General features: G+C 67.2%; 15 protein-coding genes. 5 read left to right on the forward strand and 10 right to left on the reverse strand.

The features are described 5' to 3' along the window. Positions 1–240: 240 nt before the first annotated feature. Positions 241–1,599: an NAD(P)/FAD-dependent oxidoreductase gene (locus VL15_RS02900; RefSeq protein WP_048243022.1), complete on the reverse strand. Its 1,359-nt coding sequence runs from the start codon at positions 1,597–1,599 to the stop codon at positions 241–243. 99 nt (positions 1,600–1,698) lie between these two features. Between VL15_RS02900 and VL15_RS02905 the strand changes: the two genes are divergently transcribed. Continuing rightward, positions 1,699–2,652: a LysR family transcriptional regulator gene (locus VL15_RS02905; RefSeq protein ID WP_048243023.1), complete on the forward strand. Its 954-nt coding sequence runs from the start codon at positions 1,699–1,701 to the stop codon at positions 2,650–2,652. Positions 2,653–2,686: 34 nt separating this feature from the next. Here VL15_RS02905 and VL15_RS02910 read toward each other — a convergent pair whose 3' ends face one another. Then, complete coding sequence (locus tag VL15_RS02910) at positions 2,687–2,884, reverse strand: hypothetical protein (RefSeq protein WP_080970688.1); 198 nt, start codon at positions 2,882–2,884, stop codon at positions 2,687–2,689. A 192-nt stretch (positions 2,885–3,076) separates the two neighbouring features. Here VL15_RS02910 and VL15_RS02915 point away from each other — a divergent pair, with 192 nt between their 5' ends. Beyond that, positions 3,077–4,000 carry an AraC family transcriptional regulator gene (locus VL15_RS02915; protein WP_048243024.1) on the forward strand — a complete coding sequence of 308 codons (924 nt, stop codon included), beginning with the start codon at positions 3,077–3,079 and terminating at the stop codon, positions 3,998–4,000. Between the two features lie 144 nt (positions 4,001–4,144). Then, positions 4,145–5,032 carry an NAD(P)H-binding protein gene (locus VL15_RS02920; RefSeq protein ID WP_048243025.1) on the forward strand — a complete coding sequence of 296 codons (888 nt, stop codon included), beginning with the start codon at positions 4,145–4,147 and terminating at the stop codon, positions 5,030–5,032. Positions 5,033–5,075: 43 nt separating this feature from the next. On the opposite strand, the gene VL15_RS02925 is transcribed toward VL15_RS02920, so the two are convergent. The 8 genes from VL15_RS02925 to VL15_RS02960 all read right to left on the reverse strand — a co-directional run bounded on the left by VL15_RS02925 (position 5,076) and on the right by VL15_RS02960 (position 13,471). Next, positions 5,076–6,278 (reverse strand): benzoate/H(+) symporter BenE family transporter, encoded by a 1,203-nt coding sequence (locus VL15_RS02925; protein ID WP_048243026.1) that lies wholly within the window; start codon positions 6,276–6,278, stop codon positions 5,076–5,078. Between the two features lie 186 nt (positions 6,279–6,464). After that, on the reverse strand, positions 6,465–7,490 hold the full coding sequence (locus tag VL15_RS02930; RefSeq protein WP_048243027.1) for a fatty acid desaturase: 1,026 nt from the start codon (positions 7,488–7,490) through the stop codon (positions 6,465–6,467). 85 nt (positions 7,491–7,575) lie between these two features. Further along, a complete protein-coding gene (locus VL15_RS02935) occupies positions 7,576–8,334 on the reverse strand; it encodes an ABC transporter permease (protein WP_048243028.1) in 759 nt (252 codons plus the stop codon). Further along, positions 8,331–9,269, reverse strand: coding sequence for an ABC transporter ATP-binding protein (locus VL15_RS02940; protein WP_048243029.1), 939 nt, complete (start codon positions 9,267–9,269; stop codon positions 8,331–8,333). The genes VL15_RS02935 and VL15_RS02940 overlap by 4 nt, the downstream gene beginning before the upstream one ends. Continuing rightward, positions 9,266–10,492 carry an ABC transporter permease gene (locus VL15_RS02945; RefSeq protein ID WP_080970689.1) on the reverse strand — a complete coding sequence of 409 codons (1,227 nt, stop codon included), beginning with the start codon at positions 10,490–10,492 and terminating at the stop codon, positions 9,266–9,268. Before VL15_RS02945 ends, VL15_RS02940 begins: the two co-directional genes overlap by 4 nt. Then, positions 10,489–11,433 (reverse strand): ABC transporter substrate-binding protein, encoded by a 945-nt coding sequence (locus tag VL15_RS02950; protein ID WP_048243030.1) that lies wholly within the window; start codon positions 11,431–11,433, stop codon positions 10,489–10,491. The genes VL15_RS02945 and VL15_RS02950 overlap by 4 nt, the downstream gene beginning before the upstream one ends. Before the next feature lie 368 nt (positions 11,434–11,801). Beyond that, positions 11,802–12,743 carry a nucleotidyl transferase AbiEii/AbiGii toxin family protein gene (locus VL15_RS02955; protein WP_048243031.1) on the reverse strand — a complete coding sequence of 314 codons (942 nt, stop codon included), beginning with the start codon at positions 12,741–12,743 and terminating at the stop codon, positions 11,802–11,804. Then, entirely contained in the window at positions 12,740–13,471 is a 732-nt protein-coding gene (locus VL15_RS02960) for a type IV toxin-antitoxin system AbiEi family antitoxin (protein WP_048243032.1), read from the reverse strand. Before VL15_RS02960 ends, VL15_RS02955 begins: the two co-directional genes overlap by 4 nt. 367 nt (positions 13,472–13,838) lie before the next feature. Between VL15_RS02960 and VL15_RS02965 the strand changes: the two genes are divergently transcribed. Both VL15_RS02965 and VL15_RS02970 read left to right on the forward strand, forming a co-directional pair. Further along, positions 13,839–14,939, forward strand: a complete 1,101-nt coding sequence (locus VL15_RS02965) for a porin (protein ID WP_048243033.1) — start codon at positions 13,839–13,841, stop codon at positions 14,937–14,939. Between the two features lie 22 nt (positions 14,940–14,961). Further along, on the forward strand, positions 14,962–15,786 hold the full coding sequence (locus tag VL15_RS02970; RefSeq protein ID WP_048243034.1) for a phosphate/phosphite/phosphonate ABC transporter substrate-binding protein: 825 nt from the start codon (positions 14,962–14,964) through the stop codon (positions 15,784–15,786). Positions 15,787–15,820 lie beyond the last annotated feature (34 nt).

The raw sequence follows: 15,820 nt of genomic DNA on the forward strand, positions 1-15,820 counted from the left end.
TTAATATTTTTATCCAACTCATACGATTCAGCTAATGAATCGGGTTGCGAGCCAATGCGGGCGCGGGATGCGTACCGCGCGACATGCTCCGCGCGAAATGCATCGTATCGACGGCCTTCAATGTGATGCACCAAACTTGCGCACGTTGCGCATGCATCGATCATATGCATATGAAATGACGGCGTATCGGGCGATGCGCGCCCGATACGCCGTCTTGCGATGCCGCGTGTGAACGGTCGATCAGTGCAGCTTGATCGACGGCTGGTTGCGGCTTTGCAGCCAGTGGCTCAGTGACTGGAACAGCGCGCGCTTCACGCCATACACGCTGAACAGGTGCTTGCGGTACAGGAACTTGTACAGGCCGATTGCGGCGAGCCCGTCGACGATCAGCGAGCGCGAATGCACGCCGAGGTCGGCCTGGTACACGGCGCCGGCGTGCCCGAGCGACACGACGGTGCCCGCATCGCGGAACGTGAAGCCGGCCACCGGCTTGCCGGCGACGCGCCGCGCGAACGCCTGGACCAGATACACGGCCTGCTGGTGCGCGACCTGCGCGCGCGGCGGCAGGAAGCCGCTCGCACCGGCCGACGGGCACGCGGCGCAGTCGCCGAACGCATACACGTGCGGATCGTCCGGCGTTTGCAGCGTGTCGGTCACGATCACCTGGTTCGACCGGTTGAGCGCGATGTCGCCGATCTGCCGCAGGAGCGCGGGCCCCGCAACGCCGGCCGCCCAGATCGTGATGTCGCTCGCGAGCCGTTCGCCCGTCGCGGTCGTCACGGCATCCGCGCCGACTTCCGCCACGCGGGTATCGGTCAGCACGTCGACGTTCAGCGCGCGCAGCTGCGCGTGCATCTTCGCGGACAGCCGTTCGTCGAGCGCCGGCAGGATGCGCGGGCCGCCTTCGATCAGCCGGATGTGCACGTCGCGCGCCGACACCAGCGCCTTGAAGCGGTACGTCGTCAGTTGCTGGATCGCGTCCCGTAGCGCGGCGGCCAGCTCGACGCCCGTCGCGCCCGCGCCGATCACGTTGATGCAGATCGGCGCCGCGCGCCGCGCGGGCTGCTGCTCGGCCAGGTGATTCGCCTTCGTGCAGGCCGCGAGGAACTTCCGGCGGAAATCCTCGGCCTGGTCGAGATTCTCGAGCGGCAGCGCATGGCGTGCCGCGCCCGGCACGTTGAAGAAGTTCGTCACGCTGCCGACCGCCAGCACGAGATCGTCATAACCGAGCTCGCGCTGCGGCAGGATTTCCGTGCCGTCCGCGTCCTGCACGGCGGCGATGGTCGCCGTGCGTGCGACGCGGTCGACCTGCTGCAACGCGCCCTGCACGAAACGGAAGCCGTGGCGCTTCGCCTGCGCCGCGTATTCGATCGTGTGGGAAGCCGGGTCGCGATGGCCCGATGCGGCTTCGTGCAGCAGCGGCTTCCAGAAGTGCGTCGGGTAGCGGTCGACGAGCACGACCTCGGCTTGCCCGCGGCGTCCGACCGTGTCGCCGAGACGCGTGGCGAGCTGCAGGCCGCCGGCGCCGCCGCCGACGATCACGATGCGCGGCATGCGCGGCGCGCGGTCCGTTGCAAGGTTGGGCGTGATGTTGTCCATGTTGGGCTCCCGCTGATGACGATTCGGATGACATTGCTCAGGAAACGACGATATAGTTTGGAACCCACTCGAACAATTTAATGTTTATAAGCGACTCATATGTATTCACTTATAGGAAAGACCGCGACGTTCCGGCAGCTGAAGGCGCTGGACATGATTGCGCGGCTCGGCAGCGTGTCGCGGGCGGCCGAGGAACTGAACCTGACGCAGCCGGCCGTGTCGCTGCAGGTTCGCCTGCTCGAGGAGGCGGTGGGCGCCGCGTTGCTGCAGCGGGTGGGGCGCGGCGTGCAGCTGACCGCGGCCGGCGAGATCGTGTCGCGCTATGCGCGAGAGATCCTGCATCTGTGGAGTGAGGCCGGCGACGAAGTGGCGGCGCTGACGGGCGATCTCGGCGGCACGCTGCGGATCGGCGCGATCACGACGGCCGAGTACCTGATCCCGCCGCTACTGGTCAAATTCACCGCGACGCGTCCGCATGTGAAGACGTATTTCAAGGTCGGCAATCGCGACGACATCATCCGCATGCTCGCAACGCATGAAATCGATCTCGCGGTGATGGGCAGCGCGCCGAAGGAGCTGCGCACGCATGCGGTGGAGTTCGCGAAGCATCCGATGGTGTTCGTCGCGGCGCCCGGCCATCCGCTGATGCAGCGCAAGCGCGTCGTGCTGAAGGATCTCGAATCCGCACACCTGCTCGTGCGCGAACGCGGCGCCGGCACGCGCTCGACCGTCGAGACCCTGTTCAAGACGGCCGGGTACCGCTTCCATGTGGGCTCCGAATTGTCGAGCAACGAGGCCATCAAGCAGATGGCCGAAGCCGGGCTCGGCATCGCGTTCCTGTCGTTGCACGCGTGTGCACTCGAACTGCGCACCGGGCTGCTCGGGCAACTGCCGTTCCCCGGCAACCCGATCGAGCGCGAATGGTATGTGGTCACGCTCGCCGACCGGCGCATCTCGCAGGTGACGGGGCTGTTCCGCGACTTCCTGATCAAGCAGGGCGGGCCGGTGATCGACGGCGCGACGGTGGCGCTGCACGAGCGGCGGCGCAAGTAGGCGCAAGCCGGCGGACGCCGCCCGCGCCGGCCGGTCAGACGAGCCCGAAGTCGTCGTTGCTGTCGGGAATCGACGCGAGCAGCCGTTCGAGCCGATACCAGCCGACGATGCGCAGGCACCACGCGACGATGGCGGCGCGGCCGTTGCGGGAGCGAGGGGTCGAGGAAGGGCGGGTGGCGCCGGACGGCGATGGCGCGATGAACGACGCGCACAGCGGGCAGTAATGGGGCATGACGGTCTCCGTAGGTGTCGGATGGGGCGATCGTAGGTGGCACGACGTCCGCCGGCGCTCACGTTAGGATCGGTTTGAGCAGAAACGGATGATCTTTTTCCGTCGGGCAGGATCCGGCCCCCGCAGGCCCGGCGCGCTGGCCGAAAACGCGTCACAATGCGCGTTCGACACACCATCTGGTGGAGCCAAGCCATGAGCGATCCGATTCTCGCCGCGCCGCCGGACAACGGCGTGCCGGTCAGCCTGCGTTCCAGCCGCGGGCTCGGCTGGCGCGGCTTCGGCGCGGCGCTGCTCGACATTCGCGCCGGCACGTACCGGATCCCGGCGGCCGATCATCACCGCATCGGCGTGCATATCGGCGGGCCCGTTCGCGCGGACTGCGTGTGCGACGGCGAGCGCGTGTCGCGCATCCAGGCGCATGGCGATGTCGACGTGATTCCGGCTGGCCTGCCCGGCCAGTGGACCGACAGCGCCGACTGCCGGATCCTGCACATCATGCTCAGCGACACGTTCGTGCGGCGCACCTTCGAACACCTCGAACTGAAGCCGTCGCAGGCGCAGATCCGCCGCCGGCTGCAGGTGCGCGATCCGCGCCTGCAGCACATCGCGTGGGCGATGGCCGCCGAACTCGAAGCCGACGATGCGTCGGACCCGCTCTACGCGGAGAGCCTGTGCACGGCGCTCGTCGCGCGACTGGTCGACAGCCAGCCGGCATTCCGCGAGCGCCGGCGCACGCTCGCGCCGAAGGCGGCGGCGCGCGTGATCGACTATGTCGAGGCGAATCTCGACCGGCGCATGACGCTTGCCGAACTCGCGGCGCTCGTGTCGATCAGCGTGCCGCATTTCAAGGTGCTGTTCCGCGAAACGATCGGGATGCCCGTGCACCAGTACGTCGTGCGACGCCGTGTCGAGCGCGCGAAGGCGCTGCTGCTCGAAGGTCGGCTCAGCATCAGCCAGATCGCGCTGGAAGCCGGGTTCGCGCACCAGAGCCACATGGCGAACTGGATGAACCGCGTGCTCGGCGCGACGCCGACGGAGATCGTGCGGTCGGGGGCGCGAGGGGGGCTGCGGCTCGCGTATGACGGCGAAGACGGCGCGAAACCTTCACGTCGATAGCCTCCCGGCAGCCATGTGGGCCGCGCGATCGATGCGCGACCCCGCATCCCGTCATCCTTTCCTGCTCGAATCATCCCTCCCTGCGCGCCATCCCGCCCGCGCGTGCCGACAATCACCCCACCTTCACCCTCCCAGGAGCGGATCGTGTTCGTGATCTTCGGTGCATCCGGTAACGTCGGTCTGTCGACCGTCACAACCTTGCGCAATGCCGGCCATCCTGTGCGCGCGGTGCTGCGCGACGCACGCCATCGTGAACGTTTCGAGCAACTCGGCTGCGACGTGGCCATCGCGGCGCTGACGGACGAGCGCGCGATCGCGTCGGCGATCGACGGCGCGCAGGCCGTGCAGATGCTGTGCCCGGTGCCCGTCGCCGACCCCGATCCGGCCGCGACGATGGCGCGGACGATCGACGTCGCGACCGCCGCGCTCGCCGCGAACCCGCCGCCGGCGCTGCTCGCGCTGTCGGACTACGGCGCGGAACACGACGGCAATACGGGCATCACCCGCCTGTTCCATTACTTCGAACAGCGACTGAAGACGATCCCGACGCAACTGACGCTGCTGCGATCGGCCGAGCATCTGCAGAACTGGACGCGGATCCTGCCGGTCGCGCTCGGGACCGGCGTGCTGCCGAGCTTTCATCATCCGGTCGGCAAGGTATTTCCGACGGTCTGGGCGCCCGATGTGGGCGTCGTCGCGGCGCGGCTGCTGCTCGATGCATCCGAAGGCGGCAACGGGCCGCGCATCGTCAGCGTCGAGGGGCCGCGGCGGGTGAGCGTGACGGCGATCGCGGACACGCTCGGCGCGGCGGCCGGCCGCGCGATCGTCGCACACGAGCTGCCGCGCGACACATGGGCGGCGACGCTGCTGCGCGCGGGCCTCAGCGAACGCCATGCGCAGCTGATCGTCGATCTCTACGACGTGCACAACGCGGGGCAGATCGATGTCGAAGCCGGCGTGTCCGAGCGGCTTTACGGCACGACGACGCTGGTGGATGCGCTCGCGCAGCTGGTGCGCCAGCACGCGCGGTGACCGAGGCGGCGGCGCGCGATGTGCAAGATGGGCACCACGTGCATTACGCCGGCCGCCGCACCTTGTTCAGCACCGCATACGACAGCGACCCGATCACGATCCCCCAGAACGCGGAGCCGAGGCCGAGCCACGTCATCCCCGACGCGGTCGCGAGGAACGTGATCAGCGACGCTTCACGGTGGTTCTCGTCCTCGAAGATGCCGTGCACGTTCGCGCCGATCGCGCCGATCAGCGCAAGGCCCGAAAGGATCGCGACGAACGCTTTCGGCAGCGCGAAGAACACCGTGACGATCGTGCCCGCGAAGAGGCCACCGATCAGGTAGATCGCGCCGTTCGCGAGCCCCGCGACATAACGCCGGTCCGGATCCTCGTGCGCATCCTTGCCCGTGCACAACGCCGCGGTGATCGCCGCGACGACGATCGTGATCCCGCCGAAGCACGCGACGACGAGCGACATCACGCTGGTCGCCGTGATGATCGGCCGTGCGTTCGTGTGATAGCCGGACACGCGCAGGATCGTCATCCCCGGCAGGAACTGGCCGGTGAGGCTGACGACGACGAGCGGCAGCGCGAGGCTGAGCGTCGTGCCGAGCGTCCATTCGGGCGCGATGAAGATCGGCCGCGCGATGCTCGGCGACACGTTGCCGAGGTGCGTCATCCCGAGCAGCGTCGCGAGCGCGGCGCCCGTCAGCAGCACGAGCACGATGCTGTAGCGCGGCAGCAGGCGCTTGAAGATCACGTAGGCCGCGATCATCCCGAACGCGAGCGCGGGCTGCTCGGACGCGGCGGCGAACGCATGCGTGCCGAACGGCAGCAGGATGCCGGCCATCATCCCGCACGCGATGCCGCGCGGAATGTGGCGCACGAGCCGGTCGAAATAGCCGGTGACGCCGATCAGCAGGATGATCAGCGCGGCCGTGATGTACGCGCCGACGGCCTGGTTGAGCGTCAGTTGCGGAAACAGGCCGACGAGCAGCGCGGTGCCGGGTGCCGACCATGCGGTGATTACCGGCACCTTCAGCTTCCAGCTCGCGAACAGGCCCGAGACACCCGCGCCGATCGAGATCGCCCAGACCCACGACGACACCATCGCGTTGGACGCGTGAGCCGCCTGCGCGGCCTGGAAGAAGATCGCGAGCGGGCCCGCGTAGGAAATCAATACCGCGAGAAAGCCCGCGGTGATCGCGGAAACGGACCAGTCGTTGCCGATCGCGCGGATCGCGCCGGGCGGGGTGTTCGGTTGCATCGTCGTCGGGGAATGCGGCGCGCGGCCGGGAGGCAGAGCCGGGGCGAATGATTGTTGGAAGCCCCGGATGAGCCGCCATTCTGGACATTGCCGGCGCAATTGGCAATTCGCCGGTAATGTCGGCTGTTCGTAAGAAATCGACGGCAAGACGGGCAGGTCGACGACGAAGCGCGAGTCCGTCGGACGCTACGTGCTGATCTGCAGCACCTGGTCGACCACGGCCACTTTCACCCCGCTCCCCGTCGACAGCGACGCCGTGCCCTGGTCGAACGGATGCACGGGCGCATCGGTCGGCGTCCACGCATGGCGGGCCAGCAGTTCGCGATACCCGCCGCGGATCACGAAGCCGCCGTTTTTCTCCGCATACGAGTCGCGCCGCATCCGGTACGCGCGCGGCAGGTCGTACCACGGCAGCTTCGGCAGGTCGTGATGGACGAGGTGGTAGTTGTTGTTCAGGTACAGCAGCCGCATCGCGAAACCGGCTTCGTTGATCGCGATGCGCGCCTTCGGATGACGCGCGGCGCGGTGCTCGTACAGCGAGCGGATCATCGCGAGCGACAGCGCGGGCCACGTGACCGCCAGCAGGTAGTACCACCACGGCACGCCGATCGCCCATTGCAGCCACGCGAGCAGCGCGACCACGCATGCCACGTGCGTCGCCCACATCGGCACATAACGGAAGTCGCCGCGCCGGAACGCGGTGAACGCGTCGGCGAACATCGCGGCGATGGCGAGCGGCGGGCCGACGACGATCCGTCCGCCAAAGGTCTTGCGCGCCACGGTCGCCACGCGGCGCCAGCGCGGCAGCCGCGCCCAGCGTTCGCGCGATACGTAGTTCGTTTCAGGATCGACGCCCGGCACGGTCAGGTCTTCGTCGCGATGATGGTCGAGATGGGTGTCGCGATACAGCGCGTACGGATACCAGACCGTCAGCGGCGGATAACCGAGCAGCTTGTTCACGAACGCGGAACGCGTCGGATGGCCGTGCAGCAACTCGTGCTGCAGCGACAGGTGCCACGCGCCGAGCAGGATCAGCGGCGGCGTCGCCGCCATGAGCGACAGGTGCTCGGCGCGCACGAGCAGCAGCACGGCGAGCCAGCCGCCGTAGATCGCGACGATCAGCAGCCAGGTCGGCCATTCGGTGCGGGCGGTGAAGCGGGCGTCGAGCGCGGCAATCGCGTGCGCGTGATCGACGTCGAAGTATTCGGCCATGGTGCGGTGACGGAAGAGCGGGCCGGACGCGGTGCGCCGGCCGGGACAACAACGAGCGAAAACGGAAAACGGCGGCGAGCGCCGGTCAGTCGGGCGCGAGCCGCGCGGCGGCCGGCGCGCATGCGCGGCCGGCCTGGCCGAGCACGTCGTAGACCGCGACCGCGAGCAACGCGACGACGATCCCGCCCTGCAGCACGAACGCGGTATTCGACGTCTGCAGACCCGCGATGATCACGTCGCCGAGCCCTTTCGCGGCGACGGTCGAACCGATCGTCGCGGTGCCGAGATTGATCACGACCGCGAGCCGGATGCCGTTCAGGATCACCGGGAACGCGAGCGGCAGCTCGACCGCGAATAGTTGCTGGCGGGCGCTCATGCCCATCCCGCGTGCGGCGTCGAGCGTCGCGGCGGGAATGTCGCGCAGCCCCGCGATCGTGCTCTCGAACACGGGCAGCAGCCCGTACAGCACGAGTGCGATCAGCACGGGTTTCACGCCGAAGCCGACGGCCGGCACCGAGAGCGCGAGCACCGCGACGGGCGGGAAGGTCTGGCCGATGTTGACGATGCTGCGCGCGATCGGCAGGAAGTCGGCGCCTGCCTGCCGCGTGACGAACACGCCGGCTGCCAGCGCCACGAGCGCGCCGACCGCACTGGAAACCGCGACGATCGCGAGATGCGCCAGTGTCAGGTCGAGCAGGCTCGTACGGTCGTAGAGCGCCGGCGCGCCGTTGTCGGCGAACGGCGCGAACAGCGGCGCAAGCCATTCGCCGCGGAACAGCAGCACGAGCAGCGCGGCCAGTACGGCGGCGCGTGCGACGGTAGAAGCGATGGCGGTGAGCTTCATCGCGGCTGCCTCGCACGCGCGACGATCGCGGGCAGCGAGATCCGGCCGTGCACGCGGCCGTCCGCGCCGGTAACCGGCAACGCATCGACGCCGCGCCACAGCAGCTCGGCGATCGCGTCGCGCAGCGATGCGGAACCGGGCAGCGGCGTGCCGTCGGCCGTACCGGGTTCGACTGCTTCGCCCACGCGGGTCAGCGCAAGCAGCCTGAGCGGCCGGTCGTCGCCGGCGACGAGCTGTTCGACGAAGCCGGGCGCGGGCCGCGCCAGGATATCGGCGGGCGGCGCGGCCTGCAGCACGCGTCCGCGATCCATCACGACGATCGTGTCGCCGAGCTTCAGCGCTTCTTCCATGTCGTGCGTGACGATCACGACCGTGATGCCGAGGCGGCGCTGCAGCGCGAGCAGGTCGTCCTGCGCCTTGCTCCGGATGATCGGGTCGAGCGCGCCGAACGGCTCGTCCATCAGCAGGATGCGGGGCTCGGCCGCGAGCGCGCGCGCGACGCCGACGCGCTGCTGCTGGCCGCCCGACAGTTCGTGCGGCAGCTTGTCCGCGTGCACGGCCGGATCGAGTTCGAACAGCGCGAGCAGCTCGCGCACGCGCGCGTCGATGCGATCGGCGGGCCAGCCGAGCAGGCGCGGCACGGTCGCGATGTTACGTGCGACGCTCCAGTGCGGAAACAGCCCGTGCCCCTGGATCGCATAGCCGATGCCGCGGCGAAACTGCTCGGGCGCGATGGTTGCGGTGTCGACGCCGTCGACGCGGATCGTGCCGCTCGTCGGCGCAATCAGCCGGTTGATCATCCGCAGCAGCGTCGACTTGCCGCTGCCCGACGCGCCGACGAGCGCGGCGATCGTGCCGCGGCGAATCGACAGCGTGACGTTGTCGACGGCAATCTGTTCGCCGAAGCGGCGGCTCACGTGTTCGATCTCGATCATGCCCGGCGTCCTTTCGCGAGTGCGGTGGCGGCGTCGAACACGACGGCGGCGGCGAGTGCCAGCGCGATCGTCGGGATCGCGCCGAGCAGCACGAGGTCGGTCGCCGACTGCCCGATGCCCTGGAAGATGAAGGTGCCGAAGCCGCCGCCGCCGCCGATCAGCGCAGCGACCGCGGCGAGGCCGATGTTCTGCACGAGCACGATGCGCACGCCGCTCAGGATCACCGGCAGCGCCAGCGGCAGCTCGATCTGGAGCAGCCGCTGCGCGCGCGTCATGCCCATTGCGGTGGCGGCCTCGACCGCATGCGGCGGAATCTGCCGCAGCCCGACCACGACGCTCGACGCGATCGGCAGCAGCGAATACAGGAACAATGCGAGCGCGGCGGGTGCGGCGCCGATGCCGCGGATGCCGAGCGCGGCCGCGAGCGGCACGTGCGCTGCGAGCAGCCCGAGCGGCACCATCAGCAGCCCGTACATCGCGATGCTCGGAATCGTCTGCACGATATTGAGCGCAGGCAGCAGCACGCCGCGCAGCGCGGCTGAGCGCGCGCATGCGACGCCGAGCGGCACGCCGGCCGCGATCGCCGCGGCAACCGAGCCGCCGACCAGCGCCGTGTGTCGACTGGCCTCCTGCCAGAACGTGTCGGCGCGTGCTACGTATTCCTGCATGACGGAGAGACCGTCCCACCAGCCGGCGTGCAGCAGCGCGGCGAGCACGGCGCATGCGGCGGCCAGCGCGGTGAGGCGTCTGACCGGACCGAGCGCGAGCCGCGCGTACGCATCGACCACCAGCGCGGCGTACGCGAAGAACAGCAGCCACGCGCCGGTGGCCGGCGACACGCGCGCGAGCGGATTGTCGTCGGTGACGAGATGGGCCGGTACATGGCCGACGAGCGCGCCGAGGCCGAGCAGCAGGACCGCCCCCGCCGCGAAACGCGGCGCCGGGCGACTGCGCAGCAGCGCGAACAACGCGCTCGCCGCGCCGGCCGCGTACAGCGTCACGGCTTGCCAGTGCGGGAAGATCTCCGCCAGCGCGAGATCGTGCCCGGCGACGATCCGGTTCGCGCGGAACGTGACGAACGGCGCGAACGCGAGCGCCGCCGCGATCGTGCCGGCGATCAGCACGCCGACGCGGTCGACGCGCGCGGTGCGCACGCGGGCGGCGTCGGCGGTCGAACCGGCTTGCGCACGACCGGGCGCCGCTGCGTGCGCACCGGCGATCATTTGACGAAACCCTTCGACTTCAGATAACCGGCGGCGACGGCCGACGCGGGTTCGCCGTTCAGCTGGATACGGCTGTTGAGCGTCTGCAGCGTCTTCAGGTCGAGGCTCGCGAACACCGGCTTCAGATAGTCGGCGATCTGCGGATGCGCCTTCAGCACCGCTTCGCGGATCACCGGTGCCGGTGCGTAGACGGGCTGTACGTGCTTCGCGTCGTCGAGCACGACGAGGCCGCTTGATGAGATGCCGCCGTCGGTGCCGTAGACCATCGCGGCGTTCACGCCATCGGTCTGGTTCGCCGCGGCCTTGATCGTCGCGGCCGTGTCGCCGCCCGACAGCACGAGCAACTGATCCTGTTTCAGCTTGAAGCCGTACGCCTTCTCGAACGACGGCAGCGCGGACGCGCTGTTCACGAACTCGGCCGACGCCGCGAGCTTCACCTTGCCGCCGTTGCCGGCCCATTTGCCGAAGTCGTCGAACGTCTTCAGCCCGTTCGCCTTCGCGACGGTGCCGAGCACGGCGACGCCCCACGTGTTGTTGGCCGGCGCGGGTGTGAGCCAGACGAGATGGTTTGCCGCATAGTCGAGCTGCTTCGCGGTGTCATAGCCTTTTGCCGCGTCCTTCCACACCGGATCGTCGGCCTTGTTGAAGAAGAATGCGGCGTTGCCTGTGTATTCCGGATAGATGTCGATCTCGCCGGTCGTCAGCGCCTTGCGCACGATCGGCGTGGTGCCGAGCCCGATCTTGTCGGTGACGGGGATGCCGTGCGACTTCAGCACCTGCGAAATCAGGTTGCCGAGCAGGTTGCCTTCGGTGTCGATCTTCGACGAGACCGTGATCGACGGCGCGGCGCAGACGGCGGCGGAAGCGGTGGCGGCGACGGCGGCGATGCCGAGGCGGCGGATCGAGCGGATGAATGTCATGGGGGACCGGGGCTCCAGCATGTTGTCGAGGCTTGCCGAATGCCGCGCCGCGTGGCGTGTCGTGCGCGCGGGCTTCGGGGCACCCGTCGCGCGGGTGATGCGACGGATGCAACCTGCGAAACGGCCGACCCGGTGCGCCGGCCGCTTTGCGACGTGCGGGCGAACCGCAGGCGGCTCGCGACGATTCGGAAGGAAAGCGAACTGTACCGAGCCGATGCCGGACGGCCAATCAATCGATTCGCATTTGCTTATCGCGATGGCTCACAAGGGGCGTGTGCAACGGGGCGAATGGTTGCCGGCGACCGCGATGTCAGTGATGCGCTTTGCCGTTCTCGCCTCTTGTTCGGTGGTGCTTCCACGCACCTCGAACCTGGTCGGGACGTTGCTGTTCAGTTGCCGAGCCTGGCGAACTGCTCGCGGAGCAACGATTCCTGTTGTGCAAATAGTTCCGGCTTCTTCTGTTTCAGTGTTTCGAGATTTTGTAGTTTCCACCGAATGGCAGGCAATTCGCGCAGATGTTGGTATGGCATCAAGGACCAGTCAGGTTTGCCGCAGACCAACGACAGCAAAAACTGACGGTGATCCGCAGTGAGTGCGGCCGGCAGTTCCCGGTGCAGCCGATCCTGCGTTGCCTCGAGTGCATCAAGACCGACGGTTTCGAGCGTCATCCCGACAAAGTCGGCTTCGTACACTTCCGTCATCGAATGTTTCGGACCGAACAGGACTTCGTGAATAGGCCGGTTGTGCCCGGCAAGGTAGCCGACGAACGCATCCACGATATCCGCGCGCAAGCCGAGCAACGCGTCCATGTGCATGACGTCGAACAGATCACGTGGATGCTGGCGGTCCAGCGCTGCGACGAGCTTGCTCCCGTACAGTTCAGCTTCGTGAAGCGTCGGCACCACGATGCGTGTGTTGAACGTTTCTTCTGCCGCGGCGACGAGCGGGCGTGCGACCGGTTCGATCAGCGTGCCCCGGAACACATGATTGACTTCCACCTTGACCGATATGTCGCCGGAGATCACGGTGAGCTTCACATCATCGCCCCTGGCTTTCCCGGATGAGGTGGCTTTCGAGAACACGGTCGCATGTCCGTCGGCCTCGATCTGTTCTCGCGCGCGCTCCAGCTCTCTGCTGATGGCTGCGATGGCATCGTCCCGAGGCAGCTTCCGGTCGGTCAGCACGACATCGATATCGACCGACAGGCGCGGCATGTTGTGCAGGAACAGATTCAATGCGGTTCCGCCTTTCATGGCAAACAGGGGCGTATCGAAGACGATCGGCGCGATGCCGAGCATCAGTCGGACGGTGTCAATGTAGATCTCGTTCATCGTGGTTTGAGGGTGAGCCGGCCGTTCCTCGTCCTGTTTGACCATCGCTTCCCGGCGCCAAGACGGTCTACGTGCTTCTGCAGGTCTTTTGCCCATGGAAAATCGGCCTCGAGTCCGAGGTCGCGCACGAGCCTGACAACTTTCACACGTTTGCAGTGGCTCAGAAACTCGTCCAGAACGTCAGGTCGGAGATTGCGCATGCCGACCATCAGGTTGCTTGCTTCCTCCATCGACTGGCCCTTCCCGATGTCGCTCGCGAGTTCCAGGATGGCTCGCTCGGGAACGGAGACCAATACTTCCGGGGCGCCGGCGGGAAGGGGCTTCAATCCCTGCTCGTAGGGAAAATCATCGCTGAACAGGGTGGTGGTCTGGTACGAGTAGCTCATGTGTTCCGCCACCCAGGGAGGAATGCGGTACGGCTTCTCTCCCCACAAGACGACCTTTTCCCGGAATGCGATGTTGTGGCGCACGCCTTGCCACGCGAGCGCTGTTTTGCCACCAACGTGAAGGCCGGGTATGCGTTTGCGCAGGTAGGCGATCGAGCCGTCTCTCGACGGCGTATCGCCCGTCAGAAGATAGGCCCCCTGCGAGAGACGTTGAAGCCAACCGGATTTGACCATGTGTGCTGCAAGTGCGGCACTCACCCCCATGCCCCTGAGCATGTCGGAATCGATGGGGTGGCCGCGACGGTTTTCCTGCAAGAGCCGCTGGACTGTCTTGTTGCTCATCTTGAAGATCTGCTTGCGTTATCTGAGTGCAGTATATGCGCAAAATATTTTATTAATTGCGATTTTTCAACGCGATGGGCAGGCTGATGTTCCGGCCGCTACTTTGTGGCGGGAGCGTTGTTTTTCTGCTGATAGTGGGTCATTTATTTTAATTTCTGCGAATAAATAACGAAAAATAAAGGGTCGTATGATCCTGTGCACCCGCATCCTGTGACGAATCTGTCAGCGGGGGCGACGGGGCATGGACTGCGCAAAAACGGGAATCGAATTCTCTTTTCGTTCGTTGGCGCGCGCCGGTCGCGTCGATATAGTCCCGCATTCCCCGCAGACGGTTCGCATGTCTGAACAAATAAAACGGAACATCCCGATGAAGAAACTCCTGTTCGCGCTGCCGCTCGCCGCGGCCGCCACCGCCCACGCGCAAAGCAGCGTCACGCTGTACGGCATCGTCGAGGATGGCGTCGACTACGTATCGAACGTGCAGGGCAAGCATCTCGTGCAGCTCGCATCGGGCGTGACGGCTGGCAGCCGCTGGGGCGTGCGCGGCACCGAGGATCTCGGCGGGGGCCTGAGCGCGATCTTCCGGCTCGAAAGCGGCTTCGACATCAACTCCGGCCGCCTCGGCAGCGGGCTCGCGTTCTCGCGCAATGCCTACGTCGGCCTGAACGACGCGAAGCTCGGCACGCTCACGCTCGGCCGCCAGTGGGATTCGATCGTCGACTACGTCGAGCCGTTCACGCTGAACGGCAACATCGGCGGCTACTACTTCGCGCACCCGAACGACATGGACAACACCGACAACGGCTTCCCGATCTCGAACGCGGTCAAGTACCGCAGCCCGACGATCGCGGGCTTCACGTTCGGTGGCCTCTATGCGTTCGGCGGGCAGCCGGGGCGGTTCTCCGACAACGCGACGTTCAGCGTCGGTGCGAACTACGCGGCGGGGCCGATCGGCTTCGGCATCGGTTATCTGCGGATCAACAACCCGGGCGTGTCGACGCAGGGTTATCAGAACTATCCGGGCTTCACGAACGCGATCTACGGCAACTACCTCGATGCGGCGCGCGCGCAGAAGGTGTTCGGCGTCGGCGCGTCGTACCAGGTCGTGCAGTGGCTCAAGCTGCTGGCCGATTTCACGAACACGAACTTCCAGCAGGGTAGCGCGGGGCACGACGCGACGTTCCAGAACTACGAGCTGTCGACGCTCGTCACGCCGACGCCTGCCGTGACGATCGGCGCGGGCTACACGTACACGACGGGCCGCGACCACGCGACGAATGCGGAGCCGAAGTACCACCAGTTCAACCTGAGCGTCGAATACGCGCTGTCCAAGCGCACGAGCGTCTATGTGATGGGTGCATTCCAGAAGGCGGCGGGCGACGCGCCGGTCGCGCAGATCGCGGGTTTCAATCCGTCGAGCAACCAGAAGCAGGCGGTCGGGCGCGCCGGCATTCGCCACCTGTTCTGAGGCCAGATCGTAGAATGCGCGCATGAGTTCATGGATTGCCGGACTGCCGATGTACAACGTGACGCCGCGCCACGCCGCGCTGTGGCAGGCGCTGCTGCGCGACGCGCTCGACGCGTTCGCGAACGCGGGCGGGCCGGCCGACGTCGAGCTGCTCGACGAACCGTTCGGCGACTTGCACGCGCTGTGGCGGCGCGACGATCTCCTGCTATCGCAGACGTGCGGTTATCCGTACCGGATGCTCGGCCTGCGCGATACCGTCCGATTGATCGCAACACCGGTTTTCAACGCAGACGGCTGCCACGGCGCGCGCTACAGCAGCGTGCTGATCGTGTCGGCGCGCGTGCATGCGGGCGGTGCGACGACGCTTGCCGCCTGTCGCGGGCTGCGAGCCGCATTCAACGGCGAGGATTCGCACAGCGGGATGAACGCGTTACGGCATGCGGTCGCGCCGCATGCGCACGACGGCCGTTTCTTCGGATCGGTCACGCCGTTCGGCTCGCACCTGAACGTGCTGCGTGCACTGGCTTCCGGCGATGCCGATTGCGCGGCGATCGACTGCGTGACGTTCGCGTATGTGAAGGACGCGTTGCCCGAGCTGCTGCACGACATCCGGATCATCGGAATGACGGCATCCGCGCCGGGCTTGCCGTTGATCGCGTCGCGCGCGCTGGAGGAGCCGCAGGTGGCGGCGTTGAGGGATGCGCTCGATCGCGCGATATCGGTGGATGCGGAGCGTGCGCGCGTGCTGCGGCTGAAGGGATTCGAGCGGCTCGCGCCCGATGCCTATGACGCGATCGAACGATTCGCGCGGGATGCGGCCGCGCACGGGTATCCGGCGCTGGCCTGATACGCGGGCGGCGTGCCGGTGGCCCGGCGTCGCG

This window comes from Burkholderia cepacia, from assembly GCF_001039005.1.
GTDB classification, from domain to species: Bacteria; Pseudomonadota; Gammaproteobacteria; order Burkholderiales; family Burkholderiaceae; genus Burkholderia; species Burkholderia theae.